Here is a 16,241-nt window from a genome sequence, read left to right on the forward strand (position 1 = left end):
TTAAATTAACGTGCAGATGTAACATCTGATGGTTGAACAACTGATCCATTGTTACCAAAAGATCTTCTTTCGTAGGTAATTACCGATGCAATATCTGTATCGCTAAGCATCTTAAATGCAGGCATTCCCCTTAAGCCATTTAAAACCATGCCTATTTGATAATCTGCGGGGCCATTTGTTACTTCTGACCCTATCATTGCTGGGAAGACTCCTGGAATACCTGAGCCGTCTTTTTGATGACAACCAGAGCAGTTTGCGTTGTAAACTTCCTCACCCCTTGCAACCAAATCAGCCTCTGTCCATTCTTGTGTAGCGCTAGCTAATTCAGCAACTTTTTCAGCCTGTTTGCTCTCAACCCAAGCCGCATAGTCGGCTTTAGAAACTACGTCTACCACAATTGGCATAAACCCATGATCTTTTCCACAAAGCTCAGCACATTGTCCTCTATAAGTTCCAATTTCATTTGGCTTAGCCCATGCATCATTGATAAATCCAGGATTAGCATCCTGCTTGACGCCAAAAGCGGGAACCCACCAGTTATGAATAACGTCATTAGAAGTAATTAAAAATCTAACCGTTGTATCAACTGGAAGAACGAGATGATTGTCAACTGAGCGAAGGTAGTCACTTTCCTTGTGAACAGCTTCACGCTCCTCAGGTGATGCCTTAATAACGTCTCTCGAAGATTGTGCCAAATTTGAAACAAAGCTGATTCCTTCTTCAGGATAGTCATACTGCCACTTCCATTGAATGCCGGTAACCTTGATAGTCATGTCTGCCTTTTCAAGGACCTCAATATCAATCAATGTTTTGGAGGCCGGAATTGCCATTGCAATTAAGATTAAGATTGGAATTCCTGTCCATATAAATTCAACTGTAGTACTCTCATGAAAATGTGCAGCCTTAGCTCCCTTTGACTTTCTGTGGGCAATGATTGAATAGAACATAGCACCAAATACTACAACGCCGATACCAACACAAACCCAAAATGCCATCATATGAAGCCAGTAAATGTCCTGGCTAAGGTCAGTGATGCCTTTTGTCATATTAAGTGTGTACTCTGCAAAAGCAGATCTAGGGCCTAATAATGCTGCAATAGCGCTAGTAATAGTCAAAAATAGTTTCATAGATTCTCCGAATTAAACCTTTTATAGCTATATAAATAGTACTTGAATGTGCAATTTCAAGTTTCAATTAAAAAATGCAACCAAATGATACCTGTTTATCTCTTTTTTACCAAGTAATAATTCACCTTTATTCTCAATATTGATTGAACTTTTTTCACCAATAAACTGAATGCTAAAAAATTACACTCCTATTGTTGAAAAAAAAGAATAAACCCCTAAATAAAAGATGCACATTTATTTAAAGTTTTTTGAATTTTTTAATCAAGCAACTACTTTGTTAACTAAAATGGTTGCCTCATTTACTGGATTTTATGTACTCTAAAGCACTTAACCTCTCATTTATTTTAGCTCTCATAGTTGTCATCTTAGGAGCATATACTCGCCTTGCTGATGCGGGACTAGGATGTCCCGACTGGCCAGGCTGCTATGGTCAGCTGTTGGTTCCAGATGTCATCTCTGCAGAATATGACAGGCCCCTTGATATAGCAAAAGCCTGGAAAGAAATGGTCCATCGCTACGCCGCTTCAATACTTGGCCTATCAATTGTTATTATCTTTTTATTGGCAATTTTTAGGAGGCCGGACACGCTCCGTTCTGTAAAGTTGCCAACTGCACTTCTACTATTGGTTGGTTTTCAAGGCGCCCTAGGGATGTGGACAGTAACGGAATTAGTACATCCAGGGATAGTTACGATGCATTTATTGGGTGGCTTTTCAACAACAACTCTTCTCTTTTGGCTGCTTCTCAATGAACGTAAGCCTCTTACTCTTGATCAGCCAATTCTCAACAAGCATAAGATAATGCTTGCCATTGTTACTGTACTTCTAGTTTTTCAAATTTTTCTTGGAGGGTGGACCAGCACTAACTATGCTGCACTTGCCTGTGGGGACTATTTTCCTAGCTGTCTAGGAGAGATGTGGCCTGATGACATGGACTTTAATAATGCCTATTATTGGGGACCACTTGGAGTTGATTATGAGTTTGGTGTCCTAGAAAATGAAACACGAACAGCAATCCAAATGGTTCATCGTGTTGGCGCCCTTGTTGTAACTGCAGCAATAATTACTTTTTCATTTGCTCTTAGAAACTACAAAGCACTCAGAAACAGTTTACTTATAGTTCTTGCCCTTCTAACAATTCAAGTTGCGCTGGGGATTATTAATGTAGTAATGTCTCTGCCTATGTTTGCTGCCACAATGCACAATGTAATCGGTCTTGCGCTGCTCTTGAGTCTTGTGAGCCTTGCTCACAAAATGTTCACAAAAGAAAACGCTCTTCAAAACTAATTGCCACATTTGTAGGTCTTATTATGACAAAAAGTACTCAAATTTATTTCCTTATTCTTGCGGCCATTATTAGTGCTGCAGTTTTCTTCTTCTTTGGTGGCAAGCCCAATATGGAGGAACTCAAAAAGTCTGTTGCTCCTGCTGCGTCCTTATATCCTGAAGCAAAATCAGTTTCAGACAAACTCAACTTTATCGATGATGCATCAAAAAACACTCCTTTATCAGATGTGGCAGATGATAAATGGGCGCTTCTGTATTTTGGCTACACTTCTTGTCCAGATGTTTGTCCAATTGACCTCTCCAAAATAAACCAAGCATCACAGTTAATGGAAAATAGTGATCAACTTCAAGTTGTATTTGTCTCTGTTGATCCGGATAGAGATCTAGGAAACCTAGATAACTTTGCTAAAGCTTTTAATTCATCGTTCAAGGGCTTAACAGCAAAACAAGATGAGCTAATTTCTATTAGCAAAGCTCTTGGCGTTTATCACGAAGTGGTTCAGTCTCAAAAAACAGCTCAAGAGGATCATAGCAATCATAATCATTCTCACGATGATCACGCTGATGATTCGCACAAAATGGTTGCTAATGAAAAGCCCAGCTCTTCAAAAGATGCACATTATGATGTTGATCACACTAGCAGCTATTTGCTCTTTAATCCAGAACTGGAACTAGTTGCTCTTTTGACAAACCCTCACGAGCCTGCACCAATGGCTGAGGCTCTTGATAAGATCATAGAGGTTTTAGGACAGGACTAGCCTTACAGCAAAAATTAATGAGCCAATAAAAAGCACGGTCATCATAAGAGCTACAATGATGTATGGCCATGGGCCTGTTTTTTCTGTAGCATCAAAGTCTTGGGCAAGATTCTTTTTTTTTCCAACTCCAATCATTGCAGAGGCTACTGCTCTAAAAACCTGAAACAAAGATTTCATGTCTAGGCAACAACTCCAAAATTCATCAGAAGGTAATGATCTATCAACAGCCCCACAAATAAAACCATCAAATAATTAATTGAATATTTAAAAGTCTTAAACGCAATCTTAGAATTCTCAGGCTCAAGAAAAATCTTAATTGAGTATCCTAAAAAAAGTGCCCCAAGGGATACTGCACAAATCAAATATATCAAGCCACTCATTCCAGTTAGAAAAGGTAGCAAAGTTACAAGAAACAAAAGGACTGTATACAAAAGGATCTGTACTCTAGTAAATTCTAGTCCATGTGTAACTGGCAGCATTGGAATTTCGGCTTTTTTGTATTCTTCGCTCCTGTGAATAGCCAAAGCCCAAAAGTGCGGAGGGGTCCATATAAAAACAATGAGAAACAAGAGTAATGCATACTCAAGGCCATTCGAACCCGCAATAGATGTCCACCCAAGAACTGGTGGCGCAGCCCCTGCTGCGCCGCCAATGACTATGTTTTGTGGAGTAGCTCTTTTCAAATACATAGTATAAAAGACGGCGTATCCTATTAAAGAAAGAAGAGTTAGAACTGCAGTTAATAAGTTTACAAAAACGACTAGAAGGGCGATTCCAACAACGCCCAAAAATGCACCCCAGATAAGCGCCTGGTCCCTTGTAACTTTGCCCTGAGGCAAAGGCCTCTGATCAGTTCTAGACATCTGCGTATCAATTTTCTCATCAACAACATGATTAAATACAGCTGCGGACATTGCAGCCAATGAAATTCCTGCTGACGCTGCAATAATGAGCAATAAACTAGGCACATAGGGAACAGCTAGGAGCATTCCAACGACCGCTGTAAGCAAAATAAGCATCACAACTTTAATCTTGCAGAGGCCCAAAAGATCTTTCAAGGAAGGTAGGTTGCCCATTAGCCTATCCTTGAGTATTTAAGAAGTCGCTTTAAATCCTTAAGCACAAATTTTATGTTGATATCCTTTGGATCGTAATAAAGCATAAAGTTTCCAATAGGATCAATCAGAAAAATAGAGTTTTCTGGCAACCTTGAAAGCTGGCCTAATAGCTTGTCACTTGTGATGCTCGCTAGGATGAGTTTTTCATCCTCAACAGAAGGCGCTGATCCATCATTAGTAATAAGCATTCTTTGGATTCGGCGCATGTCCATATTGATCAGTGTGCGAATAGTCTTCACGTCTGCAATAGCTTGATTGCAGAGGCTGTCACAACTATCTGTTACGTAGGCTAGCGTCCAAACTCCTTGCAGGGAGGCATCTCCTTTTATGTCAAGGTCTGACTTTTCAGTAACAATTACTGGGGTAATTAATTCGCCATAGTTAACCGTATTTTGGCTGAAATAAGTTGGGTTTAAATAAAAGAACAAAGTTCCCAGACCTATAGGAAGGAGAAATATTGATAAAAGCGCCCAAAATTCTTTTTTAAAGGTCATGTTTTTCCTGAAATCAAAACTGCGTAATGATACGCTGAAGGAGTCAAAAACTCAACTTGCTATAGCCTTACTTCGATGCCTTTTTGTTGCATCGATTTTTTAGCCTCATCAACTGTAAACTCGGCAAAATGAAAAATACTCGCAGCAAGAACTGCATCGGCCCCGCCATCGACCACACCCTCGGACAAGTGCAATAAATTACCAACCCCGCCAGAGGCAATCACTGGAACATTGACAGCATCAGACACGGCTCGCGTTAACTCAAGATCAAACCCGTCTTTTGTTCCGTCTCTATCCATCGAGGTAAGCAGTATTTCACCAGCGCCATTCTCTCCCTCGGTCATCTTTATAGACCACTCTATAGCGTCTATGCCTGTTGTTTTTCTGCCGCCATGAGTATAGATTTCCCATTTAGAAGGCTTTGACGAAACTCTTTTAGCATCAATTGCAATCACAATACACTGTGACCCAAAAATAGCGCAGAGCTCATTAATTAGGCCCGGGTTAAAAATAGCTGCAGAATTAACTGCAACCTTGTCTGCCCCAGCCTTAAGCATGGCTCTAACATCGTCAGCCTCTCGAATGCCGCCGCCAACAGTCAGCGGAATAAAAACTTGTTCAGCAATTTTTTCGACCATGGCAACTGTCGTATTTCTTCCTTCATGCGAAGCCGTTATATCAAGAAACGTAATTTCATCTGCACCCTCCCTGTCATAGCGCTTTGCAACCTCAACAGGGTCTCCAGCGTCCTTGATGTCAACAAACTTAACGCCTTTGACCACCCTTCCATCACGGACATCTAAGCAGGGAATTATTCTCTTTGCTAAACTCATAGTATGGATTTTACCGTATAAATCCTCATTTACTGTCTGACGAGAGCCCTATTTAATTAATCGTTCAAATTGAAATACTTTGCAATGGGAAATTTAATGACTAGTGGGTATAATTGCGCTCTATGAGCTCAGAAAATGCCGGTTTGCAAACCAACAATCAAAGCCCTCCTAAGCATATAGCTATCATTATGGACGGCAACGGAAGGTGGGCTAAAGCCAAGCATCTGCCGCGCTCGAGTGGCCATCAAAAGGGCGTTAGAACTGTTAGAAAAATTGTCAAGCACTGTGCAAAGTTAGGCGTCAATACACTTACTCTTTTTGCTTTTAGTAGTGAAAATATGAAACGCTCAAGTGAAGAAGTGGGTCTCCTTTTCAAGCTATTCTTAACCGTTTTGAAAACTGAGACAAAAAAACTTAAAGACAACAACATCAAACTAAAAATTATTGGAGATCTCTCCGTATTCACCCCTGAAATACAATCACTTGCTCGCGAAGCAGAAAAACAGCTTTCCAATAATTCAGGATTAAATCTCGTCATTGCAGCTAATTATGGAGGCCAATGGGACATTGCAGAAGCGGCAAAGAAAATTGCATTTGAATCCGCTAATGGCAACATTAATCCAGAAGATATTGACTCCTCAACCTTTCAATCATTCACCTCTCTAGCCGCCTATCCAAAAGTTGACCTTCTTATTCGAACAAGTGGCGAGATCAGGCTAAGCAATTTTTTGCTGTGGGATATTGCTTATAGTGAATTCTATTTTTGTGAAGCCTTGTGGCCAGATTTTGATGAAGATGCTCTAGATAATGCAATTAAGGACTTTCATTCTAGAGATAGGCGCTATGGTGAGCGCAATGGGGAGAGGTAATGCTCATTAAAAGAGCTCTAACAGCACTTGTTTTAGCACCAATAGCTATTACAGGAATACTACTATTAAATGAGACTTGGTTCTCAGCAGCTCTTGGATTGATTCTTATTATTGCCTCTTGGGAGTATTGCAGACTAGTTTCAATAACCAGCCCTACCAATAAAGCCATTTTCACTATAGCAATATTAGCGCTGGCTTTTGTTTTTTCTAAAAACACAGCACTACTAGCACCCTTACTATTCCTAGCACTAACATGGTGGTTTGTCGCTTTATATTGGGTCATAAAATACCCAGATAGTCATGCCAGTGTTAGCAAAAATATTTACACATCAGTAATAAATGGGCTCTTTCTATTTGTGCCGATGGCGGCTTCACTCATTATTCTTCAGTCTCAAAATAGTTCATTAGTGCTTTTTCTACTGGCACTAATCTGGGCAGCAGACATCGGCGCTTATTTTTCAGGAAGACAGTTTGGCAATAAAAAACTCTGTCCTGAGGTGAGCCCAAACAAAACACTGGCAGGCCTATATGGCGGCGTTCTTCTTGCCCAGGCTGTTGCTCTCTGTTATGTCTTCATTGTTGTTCAGGCGCCGAACTTAAAAGACTTTTTGGTCTTTAGTATTTTAGCCCTCGTGGTCTCTTTAGTCTCAGTCCTTGGTGATTTATTTGAGAGCTTATTAAAACGCATTAGCGGCTATAAAGATAGTGGAGATATTCTTCCAGGGCATGGCGGGCTTTTGGATCGCATTGATAGCCTAACATCGTCTGCACCAATATTTCTTCTCTTTCTGGTCTTTGTCCTATGAAAAATATTGCAATTCTTGGGGCGACAGGCTCAATTGGACTCAATACGCTAGATGTTATTGCTCGCCATCCAGACGAATATAGTGCGTTCGCTGTCAGCGCGCACTCAAACTGGAAAAGCCTGAATGAGCTCTGCAAAAAACATATGCCAAAATACGCAATTTTGGTCGATGAAGAAGCGGCTAACAACCTAAGAAAGCTCGCACCAAAGGGGGTGGAAGTCTTAAGCGGTGAGAATGCACTTGATGATATCGCCTCTCATGTTCAAACTGATTTTGTTATGGCTGCAATTGTTGGTGGAGCTGGTATGTCGTCCACTTTTTCTGCCGCTATGGCTGGCAAAAGAATAATGCTCGCTAATAAAGAGTCTCTGGTTTTAGGCGGCGCTCTTCTAATGAACGCCGCCAACAAATCAGGTGCTGAAATCATTCCAGTTGACTCTGAGCATAGCGCAATTTTTCAATGCCTTCAGGCGGGCAAGGAAGGATTAAACAAAATTCAATTGACCGCTTCTGGCGGGCCATTTTTAAATATGCCATTTGTCTCTCTTAGTAAAGTCACTCCAGAGGAGGCATGTAATCATCCGAACTGGAAAATGGGACAAAAAATTTCTGTTGACTCTGCAACAATGATGAACAAGGGGCTCGAAGTGATTGAGGCCAGCTTCTTGTTTAATCTTCCTGCAACTCACATTGAAGTTATTGTGCACCCTCAAAGCATTGTTCACTCGTGCGTCTATTATGATGATGGCAGCGTTCTATCACAAATGGGCCTTCCCGATATGAGAAGTGCAATATCTTATGCCCTGTCTTTTCCTGGAAGACAGCTATCAGGAGTCGAGGTGCTAGACCTTACTAAACAGCCTCCACTGGAATTTTTTCCGCCCGACATGAAAAAGTACAAATGTTTAGAGCTTGCATATCAAGCCATAAAACAAGGAGGAAACGCCCCTGGCACTCTAAACGCAGCGAATGAGGTTGCTGTTGATGCCTTTTTAAAAAATAAAATAAGCTTTTTAGACATCAGTAAGATAATTGAAAAAACACTCAACGAGACGCCCACTCAAAATCTTGACACACTCCCTAGTGTTGTGGAAAATGACCAGCTTTCACGTCAACTGGCCTTGTCGTTAATTTCTAAAAACGACTAAACTCAACACTAATGATTAAATCTTTTTTTATTTCACTGCTTCTAGCATGTGTGGTTTTCTCAGCCCCCTCTTTTGCAGGCGGTCAGCATGACTTTAGCTTTAAGGTTTCGCGTGGGGATGCTTTTTATAAGTTTTTCTATAGCGCAGGGCTTTCAGGCAAGCTGCTGACAAAACTAATGACGTCAGATCCGAGAGCTCAAAGGCTCAACAATATCTATCCCGGTGATAAATTCGAGATTAGCCTTAATGATAATCATGCTCTCAAGCAAATTATATTTAACCCTGCAAATGATAATCCGCTCTTCATAAACTATGATGGAAAAAGATTTAGCTTTGAAAAATCAAATATACAACCTGTTGGAGATGTCTCCTTTACTGTCATTACAATCAATAAGTCTCTTAATTACGATGCCAAGAAGGCTGGTGTTGATGCTGAAGTTGTAAAAATGATGGTGGATAACTTTTCATGGGAGATTGACTTCAGTCGTGATCTCAGAAAAGGTGACAGGTTCTTTTTATCATGGGAAGGAGAGAAGACGCCGAGTGCCATGATTTATATTAGCGGAAGAAAAACTATTGCGCTTTTCTCTCACAAGGACTCTCTTGGCAGAAAGAAATACTATAGCGCCAATGGTGAAACGCTAAACGACTCATTTAAATTTGCTCCTGTAAAGTACAACAGGATTAGCTCTGGGTTTTCATTGCGCCGCTATCACCCAACCCTTAAGACTTATCGGCCTCATCGAGGTACTGATTTTGCTGCACCAAGCGGAACCCCTGTATATGCCCCAGCAAAAGGGCTTGTTAAATATGTTGCCACACTATCAGGTTATGGTAACGTCATTTATCTAAAGCATGGCTCAGAGTATGTCACGGTATACGCCCATTTGTCAAAATTTGCTAAGGGCCTAAAATCGGGCAAGCGAGTAAAAAAAGGTGAGCTCATTGGATACGTGGGAACTACTGGAATGTCAACGGGGCCGCATCTTCATTACGAGATTCGTATCAACGGAGTTCACAAAGATGCTGAAAAAGTTAAGCTTAGCAAAAAATCAATCGTTCCAAATGCTGAGATGGCAAGCTTTCAAAAAAGAGCCAAACAAATACTTACAAAATTAAAAATTAAATAGGTCTCTATCCATAGCAACTTAAACAAACCTTTAGCTCAATCGATTAAAATAAAGCCATAAAGCTATTAAAGTAATCAAATGAGCTCTCCTATTCGATTAGATCTATCCTTGCCTCTACTTCATCAGGGAAAAGTAAGAGACATATATGATATTGATTCTCAATACATGCTCATTGTAGCTACCGACCGGCTCTCCGCATTTGATGTTATCTTTGACCAGCCAATTGCAAGTAAAGGCAAAATCCTTACAGAAATAGCAAACTTCTGGTTTGACAAAACTAAGCATATTGTTCAAAACCATCTAACCAAAATAAAACCTGAAGAGGTGTTAACAGCCAAAGAGGCGGAGACACTTTCAGGAAGGGCGATTGTTGTCAAAAAGCTCAAGCCTCTTCCTGTTGAAGCGGTCGTTAGAGGCTACTTAATTGGCTCTGGCTGGAAAGAGTATAAAGAGTCTCAGTCGGTTTGTGGTATTGCTTTACCTGAAGACCTAAGGCTTGCAGGCCGACTTGAAAAACCAATCTTTACGCCGTCCTCAAAGGCTGCAGTTGGAGAACATGATGCCAATATTTCTTTTGAAGAGGTTGAGAGCCTAATTGGCATAGATCTAGCTAAAGAAATGAAAGAGGTAAGTCTTGAAATATATAGCTTTGCATCAAAACTTGCGATAGAAAAAGGCATTATTATTGCCGATACTAAGCTTGAATTTGGACTTGACTCAAATGACCAACTCACGCTTATGGATGAAGTTTTGACGCCTGACTCTTCCAGGTTTTGGTCGCTGCCTGACTATACTCCCGGAATAAGTCCAATAAGCTTTGACAAACAAATCATCAGAGACTATCTTGAGACGCTTGACTGGAACAAGGCGCCTCCCGCGCCTAAAATTCCGCAAAAAATCATGCGCCAAGCAGCAAATAAATATATGGATATTCAGTCAATATTATGCAACTAGCTGGACCTATAAGTATGATGAAAACTTCTCTGGCTGATGGAGAGGCAAAATATAGCCTACCGATTGGTAGCGAAACTGTTGACATGAATGCGCTAGTAGGCAGGCAAATTGAGCTGAGCTTTCAACAAGAAATTACATGCTCAAATTGTGGTAAAAAAACCAATAAAAGCTTTTCACAAGGATATTGCTTCCCATGTGCTCGCTCACTTGCAAGATGTGACATGTGCATCATGAAGCCAGAAACCTGCCATCATCACCTAGGGACCTGTAGAGAGCCCGAGTGGGGCCTTACCAATTGTTTTTCTCCACATATCGTTTATCTAGCTAACTCTTCTGGGATAAAGGTTGGGATTACTCGAAAAACAAATACTCCAGGAAGATGGATAGACCAAGGAGCAGTATGCGCTTTACCAATTTTAGAGGTTAAAACAAGGCTTGATTCTGGGAAAATTGAGATGGCCCTTAAGTCCTATGTGGCTGACAAGACAAACTGGCGCACAATGCTTAAAAACGAGGTCAAAGATATTGACTTAGTAGAAGCTAAAAATGGCCTTTTAGCAAAAATACCTAGCTTAGTTAACGAGCTTCAAGCTAGAGACCTTAAGGGCGAAATAATCAATATCAGGTACCCTGTGTTAAAATATCCAACAAAGATTGTCTCTTTAAATTTTGACAAAACACCCCTCATCTCTGGCGTTTTGCAAGGAATTAAAGGACAATACTTATTACTAGATGGTGGCGTGCTAAACCTTAGAAAATTCAGCTCATATCATCTTATAATTAATAGCTAATGGTCTTTTATAATGATATCTGCAGAAGAGTTTAAAAAACTGAAAAATAAGTCTATTACTCTTTTGGGTATGTCTGGTGTTGGCAAAACTCATCTGGCAAAGCTTATTGGAGAAGAAGGAGATTGGTTTCATTTTTCTGGAGACTATAGGATTGGTGCAGCCCATCTAAAAGAAGCTATAATTGCAAATATTTCTGATAAGATGAAAACAGATAATTGGCTAAGGAGACTTTTAGATAACCAGTCAATCAGCATTAATAGCCAAGTAAGCTTTGATAATCTAGAGCCAATCTCAGCATTCTTAGGAAAGGTTGGCAACCCAGAAGAAGGGGGCCTTCCAATAGGTGAATTTATTCGTCGTCAAAGTCTTTTTTTTGAGGCAGAAAAAAAGACAATGTATGAAGTGCCTAACTTTATTAAAAAGTCCCAAGCGGAAGGCTTTAGTCATTTTATAAATGATGCTGGAGGGAGCCTTTGTGAGCTCGAAGACCAAGTCCTGTTCAAGCTTCTCTCAGAAAAAAGCCTCATCGTATACATACAGACCAACGCAGAGAATGAACGAATTCTAATTGAGCGTGCCAAAACTAACCCAAAGCCTATGTATTATAATTCGCATTTTTTTGAGAAGTCTATCAATACGTATCTTGCTGAAAATAGCTTAGATTATGCAGCTCAAGTTAACCCTGATGATTTTGTAAGCTGGGTTTTTCCAAAGCTTATAGAATATAGGCTTAAAAAATATACAGCGATTGCAAATAAATATGGCTGTACAATTCAAAGCGATGATCTTCATAATTGCCGCTCTGCAAATGATGTTATTAATTTAATCACTAGCGCACTCTGAAGTCATGCCTCTTATAGCACACTCAAAACTACCCTCCTTTGAACGCCTCGAAAAACAAGGGGAAACAATACTGTCTGAAGAAAGGGCCTCTCATCAGGCCATTAGAGCCCTTCACATTGGCCTGCTGAATATGATGCCTGATTCTGCGCTTGAGGCCACCGAAAGACAGTTTTTTCGGTTGGTTGGTCGCTCTAACCAAGTGGCTCAACTCTACATTCATCCTTTTTCCCTCCCTAGCATCAAACGAGGCAAAAAAGCCTCAGAACATATTAAAAGCCACTATAAAAGCTTTGATGAAATAAAATTTCAAGGCCTTGATGCTCTGATTATTACTGGTGCAAATGTTACTGATCCTGACCTTCAGCTCGCCCCTTTTTATAATGAGCTTCGTGAAGTTGTTGACTGGTCTTATGAAAATGTAACCTCGACATTGTGCTCATGTCTCGCTACTCACGCTGTTTTAGAGTTTAAATACAAACAAAAAAGAAGCCCTATTGGAAAAAAACACTGGGGAGTTTTCCCCCATCAGGTTGTTGATCGAACCCATCCGTTAGTCAAGGGAGTTAACACACGATTTGATGTTCCGCACTCTCGCTATAATGAAATTTCTAGGCCTCAGTTTGAAATGGCAAATATTAAAGTTTTAGCTGCTAGCAAAATTGGTGTTCATTTGGCTGTTAGCCCAGACTTGTTTCGCATTGTCTTCTTTCAAGGACACCCAGAATATGACTCCATTAGTCTTTTAAAGGAACTGAAAAGAGAAATTGCCCTTTACCTTGAAGGCAGTCGTTCAGACTATCCGCCTTTTCCTGCGAATTATCTTACGACTCAATGTTGTGCAATTTTAGAGGAATATAAAACCAGGCTCATAGCCAAGTCAGCCTCAATAAAAGATTTTCCTGAGCAGCTCATCATGCAAACGCTTGACAATACATGGCACGATAGTGCAAGTGCAATTATCAATAACTGGATTGGATGCTTTTATCAGGTAACCAATGAAGATATTAAGCTACCATTTATGGAGTCGGTAGACCCACAAAATCCACTTGGATTGTAAAGGTGACAGAGCTAGCAAGCGACATACTGCATTGGTTTAAGCTCAATGGGAGAAAAAACCTTCCGTGGCAATCAACCCCGCCCAATATTTATCATATTTGGCTTTCTGAAATCATGCTCCAGCAAACACAAGTCATCACAGTCATTGACTACTTTAATAAGTTCATCATCTGCTTTCCGGACCTAACGGCTCTTGCAAATGCAAAAGAAGATGAGGTCATGTCAAATTGGGCAGGGCTTGGGTATTATAGTCGCGCCCGGAACCTTCACAAAACTGCGAAGATAATCGCATCTAATCATAAGGGAGTCTTTCCAAAAAAATATGATGAGATTGTTGCACTACCTGGCATTGGTCCTTCCACTGCTGGCGCAATTTTGTCATTAGGAAGCGGCTTATCCACTCCAATTCTTGATGGCAATGTGAAAAGAACTCTTTCACGTTATCACAAAGTTGAAGGCCATTACTCTTTGAGCAAAGTCATGGAGGAATTATGGCGTTTAGCAAAACATCACACGCCCCAAACTAAAAATGCTGAATACACTCAGGCAATCATGGACATTGGTGCAACCATCTGCAAACCAAAAAACCCACTATGTGGCAACTGCCCAATAGCTAGTCATTGTGGAGCCTGTCTCTCCAAAGAGCAAGGTATTTATCCAAACAAAAAACCAAAAAAAGATAAGCTTCCTGAAAAAACTATTACATTTCTGATATTTAAAAATGAAAGTCATGAGGTTTTTCTCAAAAAAAGACCTGGCAGGGGAATATGGGGCGGGCTATGGAGCTTTGTAGAGTGTGATGACAATACTGAAGCTATTGATTTGGCAATTCGCCAGCATAACGATAGCGCAAAGATTATAAGACGGCTTTCAAAATTTAAACACACCTTCACTCACTTTAATTTGTGGATCAACCCAATTTTGGTTGATTCGCCTGGCGGGTTAGCCAACTATTATGATGCAGGCAGCTTAGCTCTTGGCACTCCTGCGCCTGTTAAAAAGATACTTCAGGCGCTTTAATTGACCAATAATCAATAGAGTCAGTGAGTAAAATACAAGAATGGAACTGATAAGAGGCCTTCACAATTTAAAAAAACAGTCTGGGTGTATCCTCACCATTGGTAATTTTGATGGCGTTCATCTTGGACACCAAGAGATATTAAAAAAGCTTGTTTCTAAGTCAAAAAAAATGGGGCTACCCTCTCTTGTTGTCTCTTTTTCAGTAACGCCCGAAACATTTTTTGGAAGACCAAAAGCAAGGCTTAGTAGCTTTAGGGATAAGCATTTGTTTCTGGAGTCTTTGGGAGTAGACAAGCATCTTTTAATTAGGTTTAATAAAGACTTTTCTGAGCTTTCAGCATCCTCTTTTATTAATCAAGTCCTTGTGGAGAAAATTGGGGTTAAGCACTGCTTTATTGGTGATGACTTTCGTTTTGGAAAGGATCGTCTTGGTGACTTTTCTATGCTAAAGGCAGCCTCTCATGAAAACAACTATACGATTGAGAAATTAAACAGTGTGCTACTAGATAATCAACGTGTTAGCAGCTCTGCAGTAAGAAATTTCCTTACTGATGGAAACTTTGCTGAGGCTAAAAAATTTCTTGGCAGGCCTTTTTCAATTAGTGGCAAGGTTGCGCATGGAGATAAGCTTGGCAGGACAATTGGCTTTCCTACTGCAAACATAAGCATTCACAGAAAACTAAGTCCTGTTCTAGGGGTTTATAGTGTCCTTGTCAAACTTAAATCAAAAACATACAATGGGATATGCAACGTAGGGAAAAGACCAACACTTGGGAGCAATAAAACTCTTTTAGAGGTATTTATATTTGATTTTAACAAAGAGATTTATGGTGAGTATGTAACTGTAATATTCAAACAGAAGTGTCGTGAAGAGAAAAAATTTGAATCATTTGACGAATTAAAAACTCAAATCAAAAAAGATGTTGAAAAAAGCAGACTCTACTTCCGCCAAAATATTTCTTAAACCTTTAGCTTCCAAGAAAGGCTTTTTCCAGCATAAAAAGGAATAACTCTAGAGCTTGAAAAGTCATAGCTTTCTGGGATTTGCCATTTAGCTTTTTCCAATGTGACTTTTTCGGAGTTCCTGGGCAGTCCATAAAAGTCAGGTCCAAAATATGAGGCAAAGCCCTCTAGCATATTGATTTTATTTACACCGTCAAAAGCCTCTGCATAAAGCTCAATAGCTGCATGCGCACTGAACACCCCAGCACACCCACAAGCCGACTCTTTTTGACTTTTATCATGCGGAGCGGAGTCTGTTCCTAGGAAAAATTTTGAATCTCCAGAAGTGGCGGCTGTTATTAATGCCTCTTGATGAGGAACCCTTCTTTTTAAGACAGGCAGACAGTAATAGTGCGGCTTAATACCACCAACAAGCATGTGATTTCTATTCGAAAGTAAATGATGTGCAGTTATTGTTGCAGCTATATTTGTATTGCCTTGGGTCACAAAATCAACAGAGTCTTTAGTTGTAATATGCTCCAAAACAATTTTAAGATCAGGAAAGTTTTTAACCAAATGCCCAAGGATAGAATCTAAAAAAACTTTCTCTCTATCAAAAATATCTATATCACTATCAGTAACCTCTCCGTGAACAAGAAGTGGAACACCTTCTTTTTGCATCTGTTCAAGAACAGGATAGACTTTTGATATGTTTGTAACGCCGCTATCCGAATTTGTTGTGGCGCCAGAAGGATAATACTTTACAGCATATATATGGTCTTCTTTTTTAGCGTTAATTATATCTTTTTGAGTTGTACTATCTGTCAAATACAGCGTCATTAGAGGACTAAAGCTCGTATCCTTGGGAAGAGCTTGCATAATCTCTTCACGATATGCCAAGGCTTGCTCTGATGTTCTTATAGGCGGAGAAAGATTTGGCATAATGATAGCTCTACCCATTTGTTTTGCAGTCATTCCGACAACTGAGCTCATTTCTCGCCCTCCCCTCAAGTGCAAGTGCCAATCATCAGGCTTAGTTATAGTTAGTTGTTGCACTTTATCTGAC

At 40.1% G+C, this 16,241-nt stretch carries 18 protein-coding genes; 12 read left to right on the plus strand and 6 right to left on the minus strand.

The annotated features are described in order from the left end of the window. Window positions 1–5: 5 nt before the first annotated feature. Complete coding sequence (gene coxB, locus W908_RS08500) at window positions 6–1,127, minus strand: cytochrome c oxidase subunit II (RefSeq protein WP_053820735.1); 1,122 nt, start codon at window positions 1,125–1,127, stop codon at window positions 6–8. A 311-nt stretch (window positions 1,128–1,438) separates the two neighbouring features. Between coxB and W908_RS08505 the strand changes: the two genes are divergently transcribed. Next, window positions 1,439–2,413, plus strand: coding sequence for a COX15/CtaA family protein (locus W908_RS08505; protein ID WP_053820736.1), 975 nt, complete (start codon window positions 1,439–1,441; stop codon window positions 2,411–2,413). A gap of 23 nt (window positions 2,414–2,436) precedes the next feature. Continuing rightward, window positions 2,437–3,171 (plus strand): SCO family protein, encoded by a 735-nt coding sequence (locus tag W908_RS08510; protein ID WP_053820737.1) that lies wholly within the window; start codon window positions 2,437–2,439, stop codon window positions 3,169–3,171. On the opposite strand, the gene W908_RS08515 is transcribed toward W908_RS08510, so the two are convergent. The 4 genes from W908_RS08515 to hisF are packed head-to-tail and all read right to left on the minus strand — an operon-like array spanning window position 3,157 to window position 5,616. Continuing rightward, window positions 3,157–3,348, minus strand: coding sequence for a DUF2970 domain-containing protein (locus W908_RS08515; protein ID WP_020026679.1), 192 nt, complete (start codon window positions 3,346–3,348; stop codon window positions 3,157–3,159). The two genes, W908_RS08510 and W908_RS08515, sit on opposite strands and share 15 nt — an antisense overlap. Window positions 3,349–3,350: 2 nt before the next feature. Continuing rightward, window positions 3,351–4,247, minus strand: coding sequence for a heme o synthase (cyoE, locus tag W908_RS08520; protein WP_020026680.1), 897 nt, complete (start codon window positions 4,245–4,247; stop codon window positions 3,351–3,353). Beyond that, on the minus strand, window positions 4,247–4,783 hold the full coding sequence (locus W908_RS08525) for a redox-active disulfide-containing membrane protein (RefSeq protein WP_053820738.1): 537 nt from the start codon (window positions 4,781–4,783) through the stop codon (window positions 4,247–4,249). Before W908_RS08525 ends, cyoE begins: the two co-directional genes overlap by 1 nt. Before the next feature lie 59 nt (window positions 4,784–4,842). Next, complete coding sequence (gene hisF / locus W908_RS08530; RefSeq protein ID WP_053820739.1) at window positions 4,843–5,616, minus strand: imidazole glycerol phosphate synthase subunit HisF; 774 nt, start codon at window positions 5,614–5,616, stop codon at window positions 4,843–4,845. 122 nt (window positions 5,617–5,738) lie between these two features. On the opposite strand from hisF, the gene uppS reads away from it, so the two are divergent. The 10 genes from uppS to ribF all read left to right on the plus strand — a co-directional run bounded on the left by uppS (window position 5,739) and on the right by ribF (window position 15,197). Next, complete coding sequence (gene uppS / locus W908_RS08535) at window positions 5,739–6,485, plus strand: polyprenyl diphosphate synthase (RefSeq protein ID WP_053820740.1); 747 nt, start codon at window positions 5,739–5,741, stop codon at window positions 6,483–6,485. Then, window positions 6,485–7,291: a phosphatidate cytidylyltransferase gene (locus W908_RS08540; protein WP_053820741.1), complete on the plus strand. Its 807-nt coding sequence runs from the start codon at window positions 6,485–6,487 to the stop codon at window positions 7,289–7,291. Before uppS ends, W908_RS08540 begins: the two co-directional genes overlap by 1 nt. After that, complete coding sequence (gene dxr / locus W908_RS08545) at window positions 7,288–8,439, plus strand: 1-deoxy-D-xylulose-5-phosphate reductoisomerase (RefSeq protein ID WP_053820742.1); 1,152 nt, start codon at window positions 7,288–7,290, stop codon at window positions 8,437–8,439. The genes W908_RS08540 and dxr overlap by 4 nt, the downstream gene beginning before the upstream one ends. 11 nt (window positions 8,440–8,450) lie before the next feature. Continuing rightward, window positions 8,451–9,569, plus strand: a complete 1,119-nt coding sequence (locus tag W908_RS08550) for a M23 family metallopeptidase (RefSeq protein WP_053820743.1) — start codon at window positions 8,451–8,453, stop codon at window positions 9,567–9,569. A 78-nt stretch (window positions 9,570–9,647) separates the two neighbouring features. Further along, on the plus strand, window positions 9,648–10,523 hold the full coding sequence (locus W908_RS08555; protein WP_053820744.1) for a phosphoribosylaminoimidazolesuccinocarboxamide synthase: 876 nt from the start codon (window positions 9,648–9,650) through the stop codon (window positions 10,521–10,523). Continuing rightward, complete coding sequence (locus tag W908_RS08560; protein WP_053820745.1) at window positions 10,514–11,314, plus strand: DUF2797 domain-containing protein; 801 nt, start codon at window positions 10,514–10,516, stop codon at window positions 11,312–11,314. The genes W908_RS08555 and W908_RS08560 overlap by 10 nt, the downstream gene beginning before the upstream one ends. 12 nt (window positions 11,315–11,326) lie before the next feature. Next, window positions 11,327–12,157, plus strand: coding sequence for an ATPase (locus tag W908_RS08565; protein ID WP_053820746.1), 831 nt, complete (start codon window positions 11,327–11,329; stop codon window positions 12,155–12,157). A gap of 4 nt (window positions 12,158–12,161) precedes the next feature. Next, complete coding sequence (gene metA / locus W908_RS08570) at window positions 12,162–13,214, plus strand: homoserine O-succinyltransferase MetA (protein WP_053820747.1); 1,053 nt, start codon at window positions 12,162–12,164, stop codon at window positions 13,212–13,214. A 2-nt stretch (window positions 13,215–13,216) separates the two neighbouring features. Next, on the plus strand, window positions 13,217–14,233 hold the full coding sequence (gene mutY, locus W908_RS08575) for an A/G-specific adenine glycosylase (RefSeq protein WP_053820748.1): 1,017 nt from the start codon (window positions 13,217–13,219) through the stop codon (window positions 14,231–14,233). Window positions 14,234–14,273: 40 nt separating this feature from the next. Next, complete coding sequence (gene ribF, locus W908_RS08580) at window positions 14,274–15,197, plus strand: bifunctional riboflavin kinase/FAD synthetase (protein ID WP_053820749.1); 924 nt, start codon at window positions 14,274–14,276, stop codon at window positions 15,195–15,197. Here ribF and pyrC read toward each other — a convergent pair. Beyond that, a complete protein-coding gene (pyrC, locus tag W908_RS08585) occupies window positions 15,194–16,231 on the minus strand; it encodes a dihydroorotase (RefSeq protein WP_053820816.1) in 1,038 nt (345 codons plus the stop codon). The genes ribF and pyrC overlap by 4 nt on opposite strands. Between the last annotated feature and the right edge of the window lie 10 nt (window positions 16,232–16,241).

The organism is Candidatus Pseudothioglobus singularis PS1 (genome assembly GCF_001281385.1).
GTDB classification, from domain to species: Bacteria; Pseudomonadota; Gammaproteobacteria; order PS1; family Pseudothioglobaceae; genus Pseudothioglobus; species Pseudothioglobus singularis.

Excerpts from the sequence above, each read along its gene's own strand:
- uppS (WP_053820740.1), top strand. The coding sequence starts at position 5,739 with ATGAGCTCAGAAAATGCCGGTTTGCAAACCAACAATCAAAGCCCTCCT.
- coxB (WP_053820735.1), bottom strand. The coding sequence starts at position 1,127 with ATGAAACTATTTTTGACTATTACTAGCGCTATTGCAGCATTATTAGGC.
- W908_RS08510 (WP_053820737.1), top strand. The coding sequence starts at position 2,437 with ATGACAAAAAGTACTCAAATTTATTTCCTTATTCTTGCGGCCATTATT.
- metA (WP_053820747.1), top strand. The coding sequence starts at position 12,162 with ATGCCTCTTATAGCACACTCAAAACTACCCTCCTTTGAACGCCTCGAA.
- W908_RS08505 (WP_053820736.1), top strand. The coding sequence starts at position 1,439 with ATGTACTCTAAAGCACTTAACCTCTCATTTATTTTAGCTCTCATAGTT.
- dxr (WP_053820742.1), top strand. The coding sequence starts at position 7,288 with ATGAAAAATATTGCAATTCTTGGGGCGACAGGCTCAATTGGACTCAAT.
- W908_RS08565 (WP_053820746.1), top strand. The coding sequence starts at position 11,327 with ATGATATCTGCAGAAGAGTTTAAAAAACTGAAAAATAAGTCTATTACT.
- W908_RS08525 (WP_053820738.1), bottom strand. The coding sequence starts at position 4,783 with ATGACCTTTAAAAAAGAATTTTGGGCGCTTTTATCAATATTTCTCCTT.
- W908_RS08555 (WP_053820744.1), top strand. The coding sequence starts at position 9,648 with ATGAGCTCTCCTATTCGATTAGATCTATCCTTGCCTCTACTTCATCAG.
- ribF (WP_053820749.1), top strand. The coding sequence starts at position 14,274 with ATGGAACTGATAAGAGGCCTTCACAATTTAAAAAAACAGTCTGGGTGT.
- W908_RS08515 (WP_020026679.1), bottom strand. The coding sequence starts at position 3,348 with ATGAAATCTTTGTTTCAGGTTTTTAGAGCAGTAGCCTCTGCAATGATT.
- W908_RS08540 (WP_053820741.1), top strand. The coding sequence starts at position 6,485 with ATGCTCATTAAAAGAGCTCTAACAGCACTTGTTTTAGCACCAATAGCT.
- cyoE (WP_020026680.1), bottom strand. The coding sequence starts at position 4,247 with ATGGGCAACCTACCTTCCTTGAAAGATCTTTTGGGCCTCTGCAAGATT.
- W908_RS08550 (WP_053820743.1), top strand. The coding sequence starts at position 8,451 with ATGATTAAATCTTTTTTTATTTCACTGCTTCTAGCATGTGTGGTTTTC.
- hisF (WP_053820739.1), bottom strand. The coding sequence starts at position 5,616 with ATGAGTTTAGCAAAGAGAATAATTCCCTGCTTAGATGTCCGTGATGGA.
- W908_RS08560 (WP_053820745.1), top strand. The coding sequence starts at position 10,514 with ATGCAACTAGCTGGACCTATAAGTATGATGAAAACTTCTCTGGCTGAT.